19 protein-coding genes are annotated in these 17,620 nt (G+C 69.7%); 4 read left to right on the forward strand and 15 right to left on the reverse strand.

Annotated elements, in window-relative coordinates; translation table 11 throughout:
* The first annotated feature begins 38 nt into the window (after positions 1-38).
* Positions 39-794: a 5-oxoprolinase subunit PxpB gene (pxpB, locus tag IE246_RS08300; RefSeq protein ID WP_189988487.1), complete on the forward strand. Its 756-nt coding sequence runs from the start codon at positions 39-41 to the stop codon at positions 792-794.
* Positions 791-1,813: a 5-oxoprolinase subunit C family protein gene (locus IE246_RS08305; RefSeq protein WP_189988488.1), complete on the forward strand. Its 1,023-nt coding sequence runs from the start codon at positions 791-793 to the stop codon at positions 1,811-1,813. The genes pxpB and IE246_RS08305 overlap by 4 nt, the downstream gene beginning before the upstream one ends.
* Positions 1,814-1,997: 184 nt before the next feature.
* Here IE246_RS08305 and IE246_RS08310 read toward each other — a convergent pair whose 3' ends face one another.
* The 14 genes from IE246_RS08310 to phnG form a co-directional block, all read right to left on the reverse strand.
* Positions 1,998-3,026: an MBL fold metallo-hydrolase gene (locus IE246_RS08310; protein WP_189988489.1), complete on the reverse strand. Its 1,029-nt coding sequence runs from the start codon at positions 3,024-3,026 to the stop codon at positions 1,998-2,000.
* A 70-nt stretch (positions 3,027-3,096) separates the two neighbouring features.
* A complete protein-coding gene (gene phnE, locus IE246_RS08315; protein ID WP_189988490.1) occupies positions 3,097-3,960 on the reverse strand; it encodes a phosphonate ABC transporter, permease protein PhnE in 864 nt (287 codons plus the stop codon).
* The gene (phnE, locus tag IE246_RS08320; protein ID WP_229836676.1) at positions 3,957-4,874 is read right to left on the reverse strand and encodes a phosphonate ABC transporter, permease protein PhnE; all 918 of its coding nucleotides are present in this window, start codon (positions 4,872-4,874) and stop codon (positions 3,957-3,959) included. The genes phnE (IE246_RS08315) and phnE (IE246_RS08320) overlap by 4 nt, the downstream gene beginning before the upstream one ends.
* 84 nt (positions 4,875-4,958) lie before the next feature.
* Positions 4,959-5,897 (reverse strand): phosphonate ABC transporter substrate-binding protein, encoded by a 939-nt coding sequence (gene phnD, locus IE246_RS08325; protein ID WP_189988491.1) that lies wholly within the window; start codon positions 5,895-5,897, stop codon positions 4,959-4,961.
* A 40-nt stretch (positions 5,898-5,937) separates the two neighbouring features.
* Positions 5,938-6,777: a phosphonate ABC transporter ATP-binding protein gene (gene phnC, locus IE246_RS08330; protein ID WP_189988492.1), complete on the reverse strand. Its 840-nt coding sequence runs from the start codon at positions 6,775-6,777 to the stop codon at positions 5,938-5,940.
* 143 nt (positions 6,778-6,920) lie between these two features.
* The gene (phnN, locus tag IE246_RS08335) at positions 6,921-7,505 is read right to left on the reverse strand and encodes a phosphonate metabolism protein/1,5-bisphosphokinase (PRPP-forming) PhnN (protein ID WP_189988493.1); all 585 of its coding nucleotides are present in this window, start codon (positions 7,503-7,505) and stop codon (positions 6,921-6,923) included.
* On the reverse strand, positions 7,502-8,134 hold the full coding sequence (locus IE246_RS08340; RefSeq protein WP_189988494.1) for a DapH/DapD/GlmU-related protein: 633 nt from the start codon (positions 8,132-8,134) through the stop codon (positions 7,502-7,504). The genes phnN and IE246_RS08340 overlap by 4 nt, the downstream gene beginning before the upstream one ends.
* Complete coding sequence (locus tag IE246_RS08345) at positions 8,134-9,279, reverse strand: alpha-D-ribose 1-methylphosphonate 5-triphosphate diphosphatase (RefSeq protein ID WP_189988495.1); 1,146 nt, start codon at positions 9,277-9,279, stop codon at positions 8,134-8,136. The genes IE246_RS08340 and IE246_RS08345 overlap by 1 nt, the downstream gene beginning before the upstream one ends.
* On the reverse strand, positions 9,276-10,004 hold the full coding sequence (gene phnL, locus IE246_RS08350) for a phosphonate C-P lyase system protein PhnL (RefSeq protein ID WP_189988496.1): 729 nt from the start codon (positions 10,002-10,004) through the stop codon (positions 9,276-9,278). Before phnL ends, IE246_RS08345 begins: the two co-directional genes overlap by 4 nt.
* Before the next feature lie 4 nt (positions 10,005-10,008).
* The gene (gene phnK, locus IE246_RS08355; protein WP_189988497.1) at positions 10,009-10,788 is read right to left on the reverse strand and encodes a phosphonate C-P lyase system protein PhnK; all 780 of its coding nucleotides are present in this window, start codon (positions 10,786-10,788) and stop codon (positions 10,009-10,011) included.
* Positions 10,785-11,714 (reverse strand): alpha-D-ribose 1-methylphosphonate 5-phosphate C-P-lyase PhnJ, encoded by a 930-nt coding sequence (locus IE246_RS08360; protein ID WP_189988498.1) that lies wholly within the window; start codon positions 11,712-11,714, stop codon positions 10,785-10,787. The genes phnK and IE246_RS08360 overlap by 4 nt, the downstream gene beginning before the upstream one ends.
* A gap of 8 nt (positions 11,715-11,722) precedes the next feature.
* Entirely contained in the window at positions 11,723-12,835 is a 1,113-nt protein-coding gene (locus IE246_RS08365) for a carbon-phosphorus lyase complex subunit (protein WP_189988499.1), read from the reverse strand.
* 3 nt (positions 12,836-12,838) lie between these two features.
* The gene (gene phnH, locus IE246_RS08370) at positions 12,839-13,438 is read right to left on the reverse strand and encodes a phosphonate C-P lyase system protein PhnH (RefSeq protein WP_189988500.1); all 600 of its coding nucleotides are present in this window, start codon (positions 13,436-13,438) and stop codon (positions 12,839-12,841) included.
* 3 nt (positions 13,439-13,441) lie between these two features.
* Entirely contained in the window at positions 13,442-13,924 is a 483-nt protein-coding gene (phnG, locus tag IE246_RS08375; RefSeq protein ID WP_189988501.1) for a phosphonate C-P lyase system protein PhnG, read from the reverse strand.
* A gap of 113 nt (positions 13,925-14,037) precedes the next feature.
* Here phnG and phnF point away from each other — a divergent pair, with 113 nt between their 5' ends.
* Both phnF and IE246_RS08385 read left to right on the forward strand, forming a co-directional pair.
* Positions 14,038-14,805, forward strand: a complete 768-nt coding sequence (gene phnF / locus IE246_RS08380; protein WP_229836677.1) for a phosphonate metabolism transcriptional regulator PhnF — start codon at positions 14,038-14,040, stop codon at positions 14,803-14,805.
* A 67-nt stretch (positions 14,806-14,872) separates the two neighbouring features.
* Positions 14,873-16,156 (forward strand): pentapeptide repeat-containing protein, encoded by a 1,284-nt coding sequence (locus IE246_RS08385; protein ID WP_189988502.1) that lies wholly within the window; start codon positions 14,873-14,875, stop codon positions 16,154-16,156.
* A gap of 12 nt (positions 16,157-16,168) precedes the next feature.
* Here IE246_RS08385 and IE246_RS08390 read toward each other — a convergent pair whose 3' ends face one another.
* Positions 16,169-17,605: an aldehyde dehydrogenase family protein gene (locus IE246_RS08390; RefSeq protein ID WP_189988503.1), complete on the reverse strand. Its 1,437-nt coding sequence runs from the start codon at positions 17,603-17,605 to the stop codon at positions 16,169-16,171.
* Positions 17,606-17,620 lie beyond the last annotated feature (15 nt).

Consider the following 17,620-nt stretch of genomic DNA (forward strand, 5'->3'; position numbering starts at 1 on the left):
GGCCCGGCAAGTTAACACCCAACCGACGGCCCAGGTCCATGACCGAGACCAACTCCGAACCGCGTCCGGCTCCCCGTTTCCTGTCGGCCGGCGACGCCGCGCTGGTGGTCGAGTTCGGCAACGCCGTCGACCCGGCGATCAACCACCGGGTCATGCGGCTCGGCGAAGCCGCAAGGGCGGCCGGTCTGCCCGGCCTCGTCGACCTGGTGCCGACCCTGCGTTCGCTGATGGTGCACTACGACCCGACGGTCACGTCGCGCCGGGCGGTCGAGGAGCGCCTGCGGGACCTGATGGCCGATACCGGCGGCACTCCGGTCGTCGGGCGGCTGTGGGAGTTCCCGACCCTGTACGGCGGGGAGATGGGGCCGGACCTCGAGGACGTCGCCAAGCGCACCGGCCTGTCGCCCGAGCGCGTGGTCGAGCTGCACGCCGGCACCGGGTATGAGGCCTTCATGATGGGGTTCATGCCGGGGCTGGCCTATCTCGGCATCATCCCGCCGGAGCTGGAGCTGCCGCGCCGCAGCGAGCCGCGGGTGCGGGTTCCCGCCGGATCGGTGGCGATCGCCACCAACCTGACCAACGTCTACTCGCTGGAATCGCCGGGCGGCTGGCACCTCCTGGGACGCACCCCGGTGGCGCTGTTCGACCTGCACCGCGACCCGCCGGTGCTGCTGCAGGCCGGCGACCGGGTCCGGTTCGTGCCGGTCGGGCGCGACGCCTACGACGAGCTGCGCGACAGGATGGAAGCCGGCGACACCGCGTTTGCGCCGGTCGAGGCGGAGGACCGGGCATGAGCGGGCTGCGGATCGTCTCGGCCGGTTTCGCGCCGACCCTGCAGGACCACGGCCGGCCGCACGTCCAGCACCTGGGGGTGCCGCCGGCTGGCGCGCTCGATCCGGTGGCGCTGCGGATCGCCAACGCCCTGGTCGGCAATCCGGCCGATACCGCCGTCATCGAGCTGCGGGTGATGGGGCCGACCGTCGAGGTCGAGACCGGTTCCGTGCGCGTGGCCCTGGTCGGGACCGACGCACCGGTCGAGATCCTGGGCGACCGCAAGGTCGAAGCCCCGTCGCATCAGTCGATCCTGCTGAGCCGCGGACGCCGGTTCCGGGTCGGCAGCCTGTCGGACACCGGCGTCGCCTATCTGGCGGTGCAGGGCGGGTTCGACCTCGAGCCGGTCTACGGCAGCCTGTCGACCTATACCCGCGCGAAGATCGGCGGGCTGGACGGACGGGCGCTTCGCGACGGCGACCTGCTGCCGCTGAACCGGGGCGAGGCCGACGACCGGGCCGAACTGCGCTGCGCCGACCGCTCCTGGCGGCGCGACAATGGCCCCGTTCGGGTCGTGCTCGGCCCGCAGGACGACTATTTCACTGCCGACAGCACCGCCGCCTTCTTCGCCAGCGAGTACCGGGTCACCCGCGAGGCCGACCGCATGGGGATGCGGCTCGACGGCCCGGTGCTGGCGCACGCCAAGGGCCACGACATCGTCTCGGACGGGATCGCCACCGGCGCCATCCAGGTTCCCGGCAACGGCCGGCCGATCGTGCTGCTGGCCGACCACCAGACGACCGGCGGCTACCCCAAGCTCGGCACCGTGGTCTCGGCCGACGTGCCGCGGCTGGGCCGGCTGCGGCCGGGCGACGCCCTGCGGTTCGCCCGGGTCGAGGTCGAGGAGGCGGAAGCCGCCCGCCGGGTGCTGGAGGAGCGGATCGACCGGATCGTCGAGCGCTTCGGCCCGGCCGAGCCCTGGCTCGACGAGGATGCGCTGTACCGCCGCAACCTGGTCAGCGGCATCGTCGAACCGGGGTGATTCCGCGACGCTGGGCGCCATGCGCCGCGCGCTTGCCGCGAAACCGACCTGGCGTCGCACCTGAGACGGTCGCTTAGATCCCGGATCGTCGCAGCTTCGCCGCGACGTCCGGGATGAGGGTGGTTGTGGGTTTTCCCCGATTCCTCATCCCGGACGCCGCGACAGCGGCGAGCCGGGCTGGCCGTCAGACCGCCAGGTAGTGCCAGGCGCCGTCCTCGCCGAGTTGCCGGCTCATCCGGCCCTGGTCGATCAGCAGGTTGAGGTGGGCCAGCGACTCGCCGACCGCGAAGCGGACCTGGTGGGCGTCCATCTTGCGCTGGAACATGGCGTTCATGACGTCGATCGCGGTCGACGGGACGGCGCACACCTGCAGGGTCAGGTCGAGCCGCCGGTCGTGGTGCGCCGACAGGTCGAGCGCCCGCGGCTTGACGCCGCGATACGGCCGGTCGTGCGACGGCAGGATCAGGGTGTCGTCGGCGATCGGGTCGAGGGAATCGAGGAACCGCATGTAGTCCTGCAGCGGGTTGCCGTCCGGCTCGTTCCACCACACCGAGATGTTCGGCGAGATCCGCGGCAGCAGGAAGTCGCCGCCGATCATCAGGCCGGCCTCCGGGCAGTACAGGCAGGCGTGCTCGGGCGAGTGGCCGGAGCCGATCACCACGGTCCAGCGCCGGCCGCCGATCTCCAGCACGGTGTCCGGGGCCAGGCGGTGGAAGGTCAGCGGGATCGGGCCGACCATCCGGCGGTAGCTGTTGCCGAGGGTCCGCATGTCGGCGACGTCGGCGGCCGACAGGCCGGTCTTGCGGTAGAAGGCGACGATGCCGTCCAGCAGTTCCTGGGTGTCGTCGAGCCGGATCGCGCGGGCCGACAGCCACTCCGAGCGGGTCATCCAGAGCTCGGCCTCCGAATGCTCCAGCATCCAGCTGCAGTTGCCCATGTGGTCGGGGTGATAGTGGGTCACGATCACCTGGGTGATCGGCCGACCGTCGAGCTGGGTCTCCAGGACCCTGGTCCACAGCTCGCGGGTGGTGTCGTCGCCGAGCCCGCAATCGACCAGCACCCAGCCGTCGCCGTCGTCGATCAGGTACAGGTTCACGTGATTGAGGGCGAAGGGCAGGGGCATTCGCACCCAGCGCACGCCGTCCGCCACCTCGATCGCCGTTCCCGGCTCCGGCAGCGCGTCCCCGAGGACGTAATCGATCTCTTTCGTCATGGCCCGGCGAACTTAAACGGTTCGACCGGGGGCGCAAGTCCGATTGAAACGACGGTTCAAACGGCGAGTCTCAGAGCTCGCGCCTGCCGATCAGATTCAGCCGGATCCACTTCGAGCCGGTGTCGATGATCGCCACGGTCAGCAGGATCAGCACGATGATGAAGCATGCCTGATCCCAGTACTGCACCTTCATGCGCTCGGAGAGCTGCATGCCGATGCCGCCGGCTCCGACGATGCCGAGGATGGTCGCCGAGCGGGTGTTGCTCTCGAACCAGTACAGCGAGGTCGACAGGAACACCGGCAGGACCTGCGGCAGGTAGCCGAAGCGGTAGACCTTCAGGTTGCCGGCGCCGGTCGAGCGGACGCCCTCGATCGGCTTGCGGTCGACGTTTTCGACGGCTTCCGAGTAGAGCTTGGACAGGGTGCCGGTGTCGCTGACCATGATCGACAGCACGCCGGCCAGCGGCCCGAGCCCGACCGCCCGCACGAACACCAGCGCCCAGATCAGGGTGTCGACGCCGCGCAGCAGGTCCAGGAACCGGCGGACCAGGTGGTGGATGATCCGGTTCGGCACCACGTTGCGGGCGGCGGCGAAGCCGATGACGACGGCGAACAGCGACGCGACGAAGGTGCCGAGGAACGCCATCCCCAGGGTCTCGGCCAGGCCCTGGAAGATCCCGAGGTAGTCCCAGCTGGCCATGTCCTTCCAGACCAGCATCGAGCGGACCACGATCCACATCTTGCCGAGCCCGCCGAACAGCCGCTCGACCGTGATGTCGAACACCCAGACGCAGAACGCCATGTAGGCGACGATGCCGGCGGCGACGGCGCGGTGCGTCCAGCGGCGGCGCCGGTCGACCGACAGCGCCTCGGGGAAGCGTTCGCGCAAAGCGGCGATCTCGGCGGCGGTCATGGTCGCGACGGACGAGCTCATGCCAGCTGTTCCTTGCCGATGAAGCGGTAACGGACGCGGGCCGACAGCAGGTCGACGCAGGTCACCGTGGCAACGATCAGCAGCACCAGGGCGCTGACCTCTTCGTAGAAGTTGAAGTTGATGACGTAGTACAGCTCCTGGCCGATGCCGCCGGCGCCGACGAAGCCGATGATCGACGAGGCCCGGATGTTGATCTCGAAACGCAGCAGCGCGTAGCTGGTGAAGTTCGGCAGCACCTGCGGCACGACGCCGAAACGGATCTCGTCGAACCAGGTGCCGCCGGCGGCGCGGATGCCCTCCATCGGCTTGTGGTCGACGTTCTCGTTGACCTCGGAGAACAGCTTGCCGAGCGCGCCGGCCGAGTGGATCGATATCGCCAGGATGCCGGCCAGCGGGCCGATGCCGACGGCCCACACGAACAGGATGGCGAAGATCACCTCCGGCACCGAGCGGCAGAACTCCATCACACGGCGGAACCCGAAGTAGACCCAGCCGTTGGGGGCCAGGTTGCGGCTGGCGGCGAAGCACATCAGGAAGCCGCCGACCGTCCCGAGCAGCGTCGAGAACAGCGCCATGTTGACGGTCTCGAGCAGGAGCTGCAGATACTTCGGCATGTTGAAGTACCAGTAGGCCAGCGAACCCTCGGTCTTGGTGCCCGCGAACAGGTGCTCGGCGCTCAGCACCGGCAGGATGTCGTACAGGTAGTCGCCGATCTTCGGCGCGCCGGCGATCAGCCGGCCGGGAAAGAAGTGGCTGATGTAGATCGAGCCGGCGAGCGCGGCCAGGAACAGGGCGCCGTACAGTGCGGTCTTGACCTGCCGCTCGCGATGCAGTTCGGCGCGGTGCCGCTCGAAGCGGTCGACCGGTGAGGGGCCGGGACCGTGGTCCGGATCCGCCAGGGTCTGGCTGCTCACGCGATCCTCCGGGAAAGGACTGGAAAACGGCGAGACGGTCGGCCGGCCGGGTTGTCCCGACCGGCCGGTCCGCGTGTCGATCGATCAGCCGCGACGAGCCTTCTGCAGCTCGCGACGCATCTCGATGATGGTCTTGTAGAAGTCGTGCCCGATCGGCTGGAAGCCGTTGAGCTTGCCACCGGCGACCGCCTCGGCGCACGGCCGGTCCTCGAGCGGCAGGCTGACCAGGACGCCACGCACCAGGTCCTTCAACTCCTGCGGAACGTCCTTGCGGACCACCACCGGGCCGTTGGTGATGCGGTTGGACTTCCAGATGATCCGGATGTCCTTCATGTCCAGCGCGCCCTTGTCGACCATCTTGCGCAGGTTGCCGCGCGAGTAGCCCTTGGCCTCGTCGCCGACCCCGGAGGTCCAGGTCACGCCGGCGTCGTACTGCTTGTTCAGCACCGCGACCACGCCCTGCTCGTGACCGCCGGCGAAGCCGGTCTTGCCGAAGAACTTGTCGGCCGTGTAGCCCTGCTGCTTCAGCTCGTAGGACGGCACCAGGTAGCCCGAGGTGGAGTTCGGGTCGGCGAACGCCAGGGTCTTGCCCTTCAGGTCCTCGACCGACTGGTACGAGCTGTCGGCGCGGACGTAGAGCACCGAGTAGTAGCCGAGCGAGCCGTCGACCTGCTCGGTGGTGACGATCGGCTCGACCGCCTCCGGCTCCTGGATCGAGATGCCGGCGTAGCCCGACGACCCGAGGCTGGCGTATTCCAGGTTCTTGGAGATCAGGCCCTGCATGACGCCGGCGTAGTCGGAGGCCGGGTACAGCTCGACCGGAACGCCGAGACGGCTCTCCATGTGCTCCTTGAAGCAGGCGTAGTTCTTCAGCCGGTCGGCCTCGTTCTCGCCGCCGAGGATGCCGACCCGGAACACCGGGACCTGCTTGCGCCAGTCGTCGGCCGCGTGGGCGACGGTCGACAGGGCCGCCAGCGCCGTGAAACCGGCGAGGGCGACGCCGAGAGTGCGACGTCCGATCATGGAATACCTCCGTGAGCTGGGGCAGTGGGCTGCGGTGCGATCAGGCGGCCGCAGTGCGCGTCGAAGGCGCGCTGGTCGATCCGGCAGCCCCCGGGGCCGGACCGATCGAGGTCGAGGTCACGCTTTCGCTCAGCGCCTCGTCGAGGCCGTCGACGCCGTAGATCTCGCGGGCGGCCTGGATGGTCAGCTCGGCGGGCGGGCCGTCGAACACCACGGCGCCGCTCGCCATGCCGACGATGCGGTCGCAGTAGGCGCGGGCGGTGTCGAGGGTGTGCAGGTTGCAGACGACGGTGATGCCTTCCTCGCGGTTGATGGCGCGCAGCGCGTCCATCACGACGGTGGCGTTGCGCGGATCGAGCGAGGCGATCGGCTCGTCGGCGAGCAGGATCTTCGGCTCCTGCATCAGGGCGCGGGCGATCGCGACGCGCTGCTGCTGGCCGCCGGACAGGGTGTCGGCGCGCTGCAGGGCGGCCTGGGCGATGTCCAGGCGGTCGAGCGCGCGGATCGCGAACGCCCGTTCGGCCGGGGTGAAGCGTTTCAGCATCGCCGAGGCGAAGCCGTGGTAGTTCAGCCGGCCGAGCAGCACGTTGGTGATCACGTCGAGCCGGTTCACCAGGTTGAACTGCTGGAAGATCATCGCGCAGCGGGCCCGCCAGGCCATCAGCTCGCGGCCGCGCAGCGCCGAGACGTCGTCGCCGGCGTACAGGATCTGTCCGCCGGTCGGCTCGGCCAGGCGATTGATCAGCCGCAGCAGGGTCGACTTGCCGGCGCCGGACCGGCCGATGATCCCGACCATCTGGCCGTCCGGGATCTTCAGCGAGACCTGGTCGACCGCGGTGACCGAGCCGAACCGCTTTTCCAGGCTGTGGATTTCGAGCATCGACGCGTCCCGCTGCTGCGCGCGCGGCCATCAGGAAACCGATCCACGGGATCGGCGGCTGCGTGCTTGTTGCAACGCGGTAGGTATCGGCGGCGGGTAACCGGACGGTGACTCAGGCGTGAAGTTTCAGAGTCGTTGATGCGTCAGAACGATGACACGCCCTGTGCGTGCGCGTCCGAGCGGATGGCGTCGATCACCCGGGCGAGCGCGGACTCGATCGAGCCGTCGTTGACGACGGTCACCACGTCCGGCCCGGCGACGGCGAAGGCGGTCGCTCGGGCGACCCGCGCTTCGATGTCCTCCACCGTCTCGCGGCCGCGGGCGGCCAGTCGCCGGCGCAGGATCTCGGCCGGCACGGTCAGGCTGAGGACACGCACCCGCGCTAGGCGGCGGGCGGTGTCGATGATGCCCCGAGACACGTTGACGACGATGGTCCGGCCGGCGTCCAGGTCGTCGAGGATCGTCGCGGGCACGCCGTAGCCGAGGCCGTGCGCTTCCCAGGCCAGCGCATAGGCGTTGCTCGAACGGCGGGCACGGAACTCCGCCGGCGTCACCGGCCGGTGGTCCTCGCCGCCGGCGTCGGCCGGCCGGGTGATCTCGCGGCGGGGAAACACGATGGCCGGGTCGTGGGCGAGTGCCGCGCGGGCCCCGTCGATCAGGGTGTCCTTGCCGACCCCCGACGGCCCGACGACCAGGACCAGCAGGCCGGGACGGCCGTCGGCACTCATGCGTACTTCGCTGCGAAGGCATCGGCGTCGAGCGAGCGGAAGTCGCCCAAGCGCTCGCGCAGCATGTCGTGCGTCCAGTCCCACCAGGCGATCGCCATCAGCTTCGCCTCGGTCCTCTCCGACACCCGGCGCCGGATCGGCTTGGCGGGAACACCGGCGACGATGGTGTAGGGCTCGACGTCCCTGGTGACGACGGCGCCGGAGCCGACGATCGCCCCGGTGCCGACGGTGACGCCCGGCATGATCACCGCGCCGTGCCCGATCCACACGTCGTGGCCGAGGGTCACCGGGGTCGAGCGCCGCCAGTCGAAGAACGAGTCGTCGCGCTCGCCCAGGCCGTAGTCATCCGAGCGGTACTGGAAATGGTGCAGGCAGGCCCGCCAGTGCGGGTGGTTGCCGGGGTTGATGCGGCTGTGCGAGGCGATGTTCGCGAACTTGCCGATGGTCGCGTAGATGATCTGGCTGTCGCTGACCACGTAGCTGTAGTCGCCCATCGACGACTCGACGACGGAGGTGCGGGCGCCGACCTCGGTCCAGGCCCCGAAGGTCGAGGCGACGACGTTCGCCTCCGGATGGATCCAGGGACCGTCCGGGGACAGTTTCTTGGCTATTATCGCCGACGTGGCCATCACAGCACCTGTGTGCCCTGGCGCCAGACCCGGCGCACCACCGGGACGCCGTCGTCGAGGATCCGCACCCGGATCAGGTCGCCCCGCGTCCCGGCCTCGATCCGGCCGCGGTCGTCGAGCCCGATCATGTCGGCCGGGTTGCGGGTCACCGTCGCGACCGCGCCGGGCAGGGTCATGCCGTGGCGCTCGTGCAGCAGCAGCGCGCCGTGCAGCAGGCTCGCCGGCACGTAGTCGGAGGACAGCGCGTCGAGCACCCCGGCCTGGGCCAGCTCGCCGGCCGATACGTTGCCGGAGTGCGAACCGCCGCGGACCACGTTCGGCCCCCCCATGATGGTCCGGAGGCCCTTGGCACGGGCGGCCCTGGCGGCGGTCATGGTGGTCGGGAACTCGCTGATCGTCAGCCCCAGCTCGGCCGCCTCGTCGACATGCTCCTCGGTCGCGTCGTCGTGGCTGGCCATGGTGTGGCCGGACGCGCGCGCCATCTCGACCAGGATCCGGCGGTGCTTCTCCGAGTACAGCTTCTGCGACTCCTTGCGGTCGCTGATGAGCTGCTGGAACGCCGCCTCGGTCATGTTGTGCTTGCCCTGGTAGTAGATCCGCAGCTTGTCGATGTCGACGAACTGCCGTTGGCCGGGCGTGTGGTCCATCAGCGAGACGAGGCGGACCAGGGGGTCGTCCTTGAACGGCTCGAACAGCCGCAGCACGTCCTTGTTGGCGACCTCGCAGCGCATGTGCAGGTGATGATCGGCGCGCAGCAGGTCGGCGGCCCGGAAGCTCCGGATCGCCTCGGCCGATTCCCGCACGATGTGGTCGCGGATGTCGTCGCTGAGCGTGCCGCCGACGGCGATGGCGTCCAGCACGGTGGTGATGCCGGCCGCCACCACCTGGGTGTCGTGGGCGAGCAGGGCCGAGGAGGTCGGCCAGTGCACCTTCGGGCGCGGCTGGATGTGCTTCTCCAGGTTGTCGGTGTGAAGCTCCACCAGCCCCGGCATCAGGTAGTCGCCGTCGAGGTCCTGGGCGCCCGGAACCGACGTGGTCCCCGGATCGACCGACGCGATCCGGCCGTCCGCGACCCGGACCGAGGCGCGCACGATCTCGTCCGCCAGGACCACCCTGACGTTGGTGAGGATCACCTCGGCGGTCATGCGGCCTTCCTCTCTGTCAGGTCGTAGGAGCGGGTGCCGACGGCCGCGCGGACCTCGGCGTCGTGGAAGATCCCGACGATCGCCGCCCCGCGTCGGCGGGCCTCGTCGATCAGGTCGGTGACGGTCCGGCGGTTCTCCAGGTCGAGCGAGGCGGTCGGCTCGTCGAGCAGCAGGATCGGATAGTCCTGCACGAAGGTCATGGCGATGTTCACCCGCTGCTGCTCGCCGCCGGAGAAGGTGGCCGGCGGCAGCCCCCACAGCGCTTCGGGGATGCGCAGCCGGGCGAGCAGGGTGCCGGCGCGCTCGCGGGCCTCGGCCGGGTCGACGCCGCGGACCGTCAGCGGCTCGACCACCAGGTCGATCGTCGGCACCCGCGGGATCACCCGCAGGAACTGGCTGACATAGCCGAGGGTGCGGCGCCGCACCTCGAGGATCTCGTAGGGCTCGGCCGAGCACAGGTCGACCACGGTGTTGTCGTGGCGGACCAGGACCGAGCCGGCCTGCGGCTTGTAGTTGGCGTACAGCGAGCGCAGCAGGCTCGACTTCCCGGCGCCGGACGGGCCGGCCAGGATCAGGCACTCGCCGCGGCCGACCTCCAGGTCCAGGCCGCTGAACACGTCGAGCCGGACGCCGCCCTGGTTGTGCAGGACGAACGATTTGGCGAGGCCCTCGGCCTTCATCATCACGCCGGCTTCCAGGACGCGGGTATCGGGAGAGGTCGTCATGGCGTCACACCGGCAGGATCGAGGAGACGAGGAGCTGGGTGTAGGGGTGCTGCGGGTCGTCGAGCACCTGGTCGGTCAGGCCCTGCTCGACCACCCGGCCGCCCTTCATCACCATCAGCCGGTGCGACAGCAGCCGCACCACGCCGAGGTCGTGGGTCACCACCACGCAGGCGATGCCGAGCGATCCGACGAGGCCGCGGATCAGATCGAGCAGGCGGGCCTGCACCGACACGTCGAGGCCGCTGGTCGGCTCGTCCATGAATACCAGCCGCGGCTTGGTCACCAGGTTGCGGGCGATCTGCAGGCGCTGCTGCATGCCGCCGGAGAACGTGCCCGGCAGGTCGTCGATCCGGCCGATGTCCATCTCGACCCGCTCCAGCCAGTCGACCGCCTCGTTGCGGATGTGGCCGTAGTTGCGCTCGCCGATCGCCATGAGCCGCTCGCCGACATTGGCGCCGGCCGAGACCTTCATGCGCAGGCCGTCGCGGGCGTTCTGGTACACGATCCCCCAGTCGGTGCGCATCAGCATGCGGCGCCGGGCCTCGGTCATGCCGTAGACGTCGACCGTCCCGATGTCGCGGGTGCGGTAGGCGACTTCGCCCTCGCTCGGCTGCATCTGCCCGGACACGCATTTCAGCAGCGTGGTCTTGCCGGAGCCGGACTCGCCGACGATGCCCAGCACCTCGCCCGGATGCAGGTCGAACGAGACGTCGCGGCAGCCGACCTGCCGGCCGTAGCGGTGGGTCAGGCCGCGAACCTGCAGCAGCGGATCGCGGGCGCTCATTGCGGGCCCCCGCTGTTCGGACCGCCGTCGCCCACATGGCCGGCCTCCCGGCGCTCGCGGCAGTAGTCGCTGTCGGAGCAGACGTACATCTTGGTCCCCTGGTCGTCGACGATCACCTCGTCGAGGTAGCTGTCCCCGGCGCCGCACAGGGCGCAGTTCTCCTCCCAGGTCTCGACCTCGAAGGGATGGTCCTCGAAGTCCAGCGACTTCACCTCGGTGTAGGGCGGCACCGCGTAGATCCGCTTCTCGCGGCCGGCGCCGAACAGCTGCAGGGCCGGCATGCGGTCCATCTTCGGGTTGTCGAACTTCGGGATCGGCGACGGCGCCATCACGTAGCGGCCGTTGACCCGGACCGGGTAGTTGTAGGAGCGGGTGATGCGGCCGAACTTGGCGATGTCCTCGTACAGGCTGACGTGCATCACCCCGTACTCCTCGAGGGCGTGCATCTTGCGGGTCTCGGACTCGCGCGGCTCGAGCTGGCGCAGCGGCTCCGGGATCGGCACCTGGTAGACCAGGATCTGGTCCTCGGTCAGCGGCGTCTCGGGGATCCGGTGGCGGGTCTGGATGATGCTGGCGTCGACCGTGCGGTCGGTGGTGGCGACCCCGGCGGTCTTGGCGAAGAAACGGCGGATGTTGACGGCGTTGGTGGTGTCGTCGGCGCCCTGGTCGATCACCTTGAGGGTGTCGTCGGGGCCGATCACCGCCGCCGTCACCTGGATGCCGCCGGTGCCCCAGCCGTAGGGCAGCGGCATCTCGCGCGAGCCGAACGGGACCTGGTAGCCGGGCACGGCGACCGCCTTCAGGATCGCGCGGCGGATCATCCGCTTGGTCTGCTCGTCCAGGTAGGCGAAGTTGTAGCCCTCGATTCGGGCCTGGGTCGCCTCGGTCGCCGTGCTGGCGGTCGGATGCGGAATCACGGTGCTCATCGGGGGGCTCACTCGGCGGCGTCGGGGACGGCGGAGTCCGGGCCGTCGACAGCCAGTCCGGCCTTTCGGCGCAGGGCCCGGACGGTGACCAACTCGGCCTGGAAGTCGACGTAGTGCGGCAGCTTCAGGTGCTGCACGAAGCCGGACGCCTCGACGTTGTCGGAGTGCGCCATCACGAACTCCTCGTCCTGGGCCGGCGCCTCGATCGGCTCGGCGAACTCGTCGGCCCGGAGCGCCCGATCGACCAGGGCCATCGCCATGGCCTTGCGCTCGCAGTGCCCGAAGGTCAGGCCGTAGCCGCGGGTGAACTGCGGCGGAACGTTGGCCGAGCCCTTGAACTGGTTGACCATCTGGCACTCGGTCACGGTGATCTCGCCGATCTCGATCGGGAAGCCGAGCTCCTCCGGCGCGAACTCCACGGCGACCTCGCCGACCCGGATCTCGCCGGCGAACGGGTGGTTGTTGCCGTAGCCGCGCTGGGTCGAGTAGCCGAGGCCGAGCAGCCAGCCTTCGTCGCCACGCGCCAGGTTCTGCAGGCGGGCGGCGCGGTCGGCCGGATAGCGCGGCGACTCGCGCGTCAGATCGAATACCGGCGCGTCGTCGGCGTCCGGCTCCTCGGCCTCGATCAGGCCCTCGTGGTTGAGGATGTCGGCGACGTGCGGCATGCCGGGCTCGACGCCCTCAGGCGCAATCTCGGCGACCGGCCGCTCGTCGCCGGCGGCCAGCGCGAAGTCCAGCAGGCGGTGGGTGTAATCGAAGCTGGCGCCCAGCAGCTGCCCGCCGGGCAGGTCCTTGTAGGTCGCCGAGATCCGGCGCCGCACCGCCATCGCCGCGGTGTCGATCGGCTCGCCGATGCCGAAGCGGGGCAGGGTGGTCCGGTAGGCCCGCAGCAGGAAGATCGCCTCGACCAGGTCGCCGCGCGCCTGCTTGATCGCCAGCGCGGCCAGTTCGGGGTCGTACAGCGAGCCCTCGGTCATCACCCGGTCGACCGCCAGCGACATCTGCTCGCGGATCTGGGCGAGGGTCAGTTCCGGCACCCGCGGATCGCCGCGGCGCTCCTCGGCCAGCAGCTTCTGGGAGTTCTCGATCGCCTGGTCGCCACCCTTGACGGCTACGTACATGGCTCAGTCCTCCGTGCGGACGGCGGTGGTGCGGGGCAGGGCGGCGATCCGGCGGTCCGCGACCAGGACGAGGTCGATCCCGCGCGGGAACAGCGCGCCGTTGGCCGTCCATTCCGGCCAGACCCCATCGCGCAGCCCGGTCACCGCCAGGCGATGCTCCGTCGCGATCCCGGGACCGGTGAGCGTGAGGCCGGAGCCCTCGGTCAACTCGTCGAGCTGCACGATCACCGTGGTCGAGGTTTCCGGCCAGGCGTCGTCGCCGACGCTGAAGCCGTCGAGCGCCGGCAGGCTGTCGCCGGTCGCGACCGCGAAGGCGGCCTCCCCGGGGTCGTCGGTCAGCGGGCTGCCGCAGTGGAAGCGCAGGAATGCCGCGGTCGCCGGGGTGCGGATCTCCGGTGCGAGCCAGAGCGGGGTGTCGTGGTCGGCCAGCGCCAGCAGCAGCGACGCCGCACCGACCGAGAGCGGGGCGGGCGGCTCGATCGTCTCGTCGATCGTCCCGATGCGACCCGGACGCGACATGGCGTCGAGTACGGCCCGGAACACCTTCTGGGAGGCGGCCACCGGGTCGGCGAAACCCGGGCGGATGTCGATCGTGTCGGCCATCGGTCAGCTCCCCCGGACCATCGTGAAGAACTCGACCTTGGTGGCGGCCGCCTTGCGGCTCCGCTTCTGCCGGCTCTCCTCGAGCCGAAGGGTCAGCGGCGCGATGATCGCCCGCTCCAGCGCGTCGCGCCGCGAGGGAGTCTGCAGCATCGCGTCGACCGCGGCCGCCAATTCGGCGTGCCGCCGGTTGCGGCCCATCACATAGCCGAACCCGATGGCGCCGTACTCGAGCTGGACCGCGCAGCGCGTGACCGTCACCTCGCCGAGGTTGAAGCGCTGGCCGGTGCCGCCGGCGCGGCCGCGGGTCATGACCATCCCGACTTCCGGCGCGCGGACCACGGTCCAGGCCGGTTTCGACGGAAGGTTGTTCCACAGCGCGTCCAGGTCGGCGAAGTCGGCTTTCGCCAGCACCGACATCCAGCGTTGTCGGGCGCGGCGTTCGGCCGATTGCTCGGCGGTCGGGGCGGGTGATCGTCTGTTGGCCATGGACGACTTCCAGATTTGTCTAGACATCCATATCAATTTTCCGGACTATGGCGCCGAACTCCGGGGCTGTAAAGGCCACTGGCGTGAAGTTTTGATGACGGGGAGGGTGCCTGGTGTCGGTGATCGACCGGGAGTCCGGCGTGGCGGTCTGGCGGCAGATCGAGGAGAGCCTCGCCGATGAGATCCGCAGCGGCGCGCGCGGCGAGGGCAGTCGCCTGCCGACCGAGGCCGAGCTGGCTGCCCGGTTCCGGGTCAACCGTCATACCGTGCGCCGAGCGATCGGCGGGCTGTCGGACCGCGGCCTCGTGCGGGTCGAGCAGGGTCGCGGGATCTTCGTGCGCGAGAACGTCCTGGAGTACCTGATCGGCCGCCGCACGCGCTTCACCGAGAATGTCCGGCGAGTCAACCGGTCGCCGGGCGGCCATGCCATCGACTTCGAGCGCCAGCGCGCCAGCCGGGAGATCGCCGAGGCCCTCGGGATCCGGATCGGTGCGCAGGTGATCCACCTGCGGACCCTCGGCAAGGTCGACGACCGGCCGGTTTCGTACGGCGAACACTGGTTCCCGGCCAGGCTGTTCCCGCGATTCGACGCGGAATACAGGTCGACCGGCAGCGGTTCAATTACCCGTCTGATGGAGAGTCACGGTTTCGGCGACTACGAACGCGCCGTCACCAAGGTTACCGCCCGGATGCCGGACGCCGCCGAGGCGGAACTGCTGGAGCAGCCGAGAACCCGGCCGATTCTCTACGTCGAGAGCCTGAACGTCGCCGGCGACGGGACGCCGCTGCAGGCGTCGCATGTCCGCCATGCCGCCGATCGCTTTCAGATGGTGTTCGAGACCCGGCCGGCGGCGACCCCCCGGATTGGGGAGGCGGAGTGATTTCTGGTAAAGTAGTCGTTACGGAACCGGTCGCAGGACTTACCGTCGGAACTGAAGGGATTAGACCGTGGCCTTCGACCCGAACAACGTCGACTGGAAGACGGCCGAGCTGATCCGCCGTCACGGGAACTTCCTGAACAACTACCCCGGTGGTCAGCGCGCCGACATGCGCGGCGGCCGGTACAACGGTGCGCTGCTGAACGGCGTCGATCTGCGTCGGGCGCTGATGTCGGCCGCGGATTTCCGGGGCGCGCAGTTCGTCGGGGCGAACCTGTCCGAGACGACGCTGGCCGGCTCGCAGCTGCGCGCCGCCGACCTCAGCGGAGCCAAGCTGATCAAGGCCGATCTGCGCGGTGCCGATCTGGAGCAGGCGAAGCTCGCGTCGGCCGACATCACCGATGCCGACTTCCGCTCGACGACGGTCGGATCCGCCGACGGATCGGACATCGCGACCAAGCTGGACGGGGCCGATCTCGACAACATCAAGGCGGTCCGGACCAACCTCGCGCGGGCCAGCCTGATGGGCGTGACGGCACGCGGTGCGCATTTCGACGGCGCCACCTTGGACAAGGCCAACATGAAGGGCGCCAACCTGCAGCACGCGACCTTCACGAACTCCAGCCTGCGGGGCGCCAACCTGCAGGAGGTGAACTTCGCCGACGCGCAGCTCTCCAACACCGACCTGACCGGCGCCGACCTGCGGTCCTGTCATCTCGACGGTGCCGACATGTCCGGCGCCAACCTGACCGACTGCGTGATCGCGTCCGACATGGAGCAGCTGGCGCCGGAAGTGCGCGAACTGGTGATCGCGCACTTTGCCTGGATCAGTTCGGGCGGCCGGAAGGGAACGCCGGCCAGCTTCGCCGGCCGCGACCTGAGCGGCGTCAATCTCTCGGGGGCGGACCTCTCGGCGGCCGATTTCACCGGCGCCAACCTGGCGGGCGCCAACCTCAGGCGCTGCTCGTTCCGGTTCGCGAAGTTCGGCGGCGCGATCCTGTCGGAGGCGCAGATGGGACGTTCCGACCTGCGCGGCGCAAACTTCCGCGGGGCGGCGATGGAAGGCGCCGACCTGCAGGGCGCGTCGCTGATCGCCATGCAACTCGTCGACCCGCGCAGTGGCGAGACAAAGGGCGAATGGCAGTCTGACCTGTCCGGCGTGCGGGCGACCGGGGCGTGCTTCAGCCGGGTCGACTTCGGCGGCGCCAGTTTGGTGGACGCGGTGTTCGACGGCGCGGACCTGAGTCACGCACGGCTGGTCGGCTGCCCGGTCACCGGGGCGAGCTTCGCCGGTGCGAAGCTGGAGAAGGCCCGCCTCCCCGAGGGCATGTCCAGCAACGGGGAGGCGGCCTGAGCGTCCCGCCGGTTACGGCAGGGTGTAGGCGGTTTTGACCGTGGTGTAGAACTCGGCGGCGTAGCGGCCCTGCTCGCGCGGGCCGTAGCTCGAGCCCTTCCGGCCGCCGAACGGCACATGGTAGTCGACGCCGGCGGTCGGCAGGTTGACCATCACCATGCCCGCTTCGGCGTTGCGCTTGAAGTTGCTGGCGTGCTTCAGCGAGGTCGTGCAGATGCCGGCCGACAACCCGAAGGCGGTGTCGTTGGCGACTGCGAGCGCCTCGTCGTAGTCCTTCACGCGGATCACCGTGGCGACCGGGCCGAAGATCTCCTCGCGGTTGATCCGCATGGCGTTGCTGGTCTCGGTGAACAGCGCCGGCTGCAGGTAGAAGCCTTCCTTCGAGCGGTTGAGGCGCTCGCCGCCGAACGCCAGCTTGGCGCCCTCGCTCTGGCCGATCTCCAGGTATTTCATGTCCTGGGCCAGCTGTGATTCGTCGACCACCGGGCCGATGTCGGTGCCGGCCTCCAGCGCGTCGTCGATCTTCAGCGACTTGATCTTGGCGACCATGGCGTCGACGAAGCGGTCGTGGATGCCCTCGGTCACGACCAGTCGCGACGAGGCGGTGCAGCGCTGGCCGGTCGAGAAGAACGCGCCGTTGACCGCCGCCCCGACCGCGACGTCGAGATCGGCGTCGTCGAGCACCACCATCGGGTTCTTGCCACCCATCTCGAGCTGGACCTTGGCCAGCCGTGCGGCGCAGGTGGCGGCGACGTGCTTGCCGGTATCGACGGAGCCGGTGAACGACACCGCGCCGATCGCCTGGTTGGTCAGGATCGCCTCGCCGACCACCGAGCCGCGGCCCATCACCAGGTTGAAGGCGCCGGCCGGGAGTCCGGAGCGCGAGAGGATCTCGGCGATCGCCCAGGCGCAACCGGGGACTAGGTCGGCCGGCTTGAACACCACGCAGTTGCCGTAGGCGAGGGCGGGCGCGATCTTCCATGCCGGGATCGCGATCGGGAAGTTCCACGGGGTGATGATCCCGACGATGCCGACCGGCTCGCGGGTGATCTCGACGTCGACGCCGGGACGGACGCTCTGCACCTTCTCGCCCTGGATGCGGAGCGCCTCACCGGCGAAGAACTTGAAGATCTGGGCGGCGCGGGTCGCCTCGCCGATGCCTTCCGGCAGGGTCTTGCCCTCCTCGCGCGACAGCAGCCGGCCGAGTTCCTCGCGCCGCGCCATGATCTCGTTGCCGACGAATTCGAGGACGTCGTATCGCTGCTGCGGGGTCGAGCGGTTCCAGCCCGGTGCCGCCGCCTTGGCAGCGTCGACTGCACGGGCGACGGCGGCCGCGTCGGCCTGGGCGTAGGTGCCGACGACGTCGGCCAGATCGGACGGGTTGATGTTGTCGCGCTCGGCCGCGCCGTCCACCCATTCACCGCCGATGTAGTTCTGCTGCACACCCATGGGGCGTCTCCCTCG

The sequence above is a fragment of the Thalassobaculum fulvum genome (genome assembly GCF_014652915.1).
GTDB lineage: Bacteria > Pseudomonadota > Alphaproteobacteria > Thalassobaculales > Thalassobaculaceae > Thalassobaculum_A > Thalassobaculum_A fulvum.

Excerpts from the sequence above, each read along its gene's own strand:
- IE246_RS08340 (WP_189988494.1), bottom strand. The coding sequence starts at position 8,134 with ATGGCCACGTCGGCGATAATAGCCAAGAAACTGTCCCCGGACGGTCCC.
- phnK (WP_189988497.1), bottom strand. The coding sequence starts at position 10,788 with ATGAGCGCCCGCGATCCGCTGCTGCAGGTTCGCGGCCTGACCCACCGC.
- IE246_RS08365 (WP_189988499.1), bottom strand. The coding sequence starts at position 12,835 with ATGTACGTAGCCGTCAAGGGTGGCGACCAGGCGATCGAGAACTCCCAG.
- phnE (WP_189988490.1), bottom strand. The coding sequence starts at position 3,960 with ATGAGCTCGTCCGTCGCGACCATGACCGCCGCCGAGATCGCCGCTTTG.
- phnL (WP_189988496.1), bottom strand. The coding sequence starts at position 10,004 with ATGACGACCTCTCCCGATACCCGCGTCCTGGAAGCCGGCGTGATGATG.
- IE246_RS08390 (WP_189988503.1), bottom strand. The coding sequence starts at position 17,605 with ATGGGTGTGCAGCAGAACTACATCGGCGGTGAATGGGTGGACGGCGCG.
- IE246_RS08345 (WP_189988495.1), bottom strand. The coding sequence starts at position 9,279 with ATGACCGCCGAGGTGATCCTCACCAACGTCAGGGTGGTCCTGGCGGAC.
- pxpB (WP_189988487.1), top strand. The coding sequence starts at position 39 with ATGACCGAGACCAACTCCGAACCGCGTCCGGCTCCCCGTTTCCTGTCG.
- IE246_RS08360 (WP_189988498.1), bottom strand. The coding sequence starts at position 11,714 with ATGAGCACCGTGATTCCGCATCCGACCGCCAGCACGGCGACCGAGGCG.
- phnN (WP_189988493.1), bottom strand. The coding sequence starts at position 7,505 with ATGAGTGCCGACGGCCGTCCCGGCCTGCTGGTCCTGGTCGTCGGGCCG.
- phnD (WP_189988491.1), bottom strand. The coding sequence starts at position 5,897 with ATGATCGGACGTCGCACTCTCGGCGTCGCCCTCGCCGGTTTCACGGCG.
- phnC (WP_189988492.1), bottom strand. The coding sequence starts at position 6,777 with ATGCTCGAAATCCACAGCCTGGAAAAGCGGTTCGGCTCGGTCACCGCG.
- IE246_RS08310 (WP_189988489.1), bottom strand. The coding sequence starts at position 3,026 with ATGACGAAAGAGATCGATTACGTCCTCGGGGACGCGCTGCCGGAGCCG.
- IE246_RS08305 (WP_189988488.1), top strand. The coding sequence starts at position 791 with ATGAGCGGGCTGCGGATCGTCTCGGCCGGTTTCGCGCCGACCCTGCAG.
- phnG (WP_189988501.1), bottom strand. The coding sequence starts at position 13,924 with ATGGCCAACAGACGATCACCCGCCCCGACCGCCGAGCAATCGGCCGAA.
- phnH (WP_189988500.1), bottom strand. The coding sequence starts at position 13,438 with ATGGCCGACACGATCGACATCCGCCCGGGTTTCGCCGACCCGGTGGCC.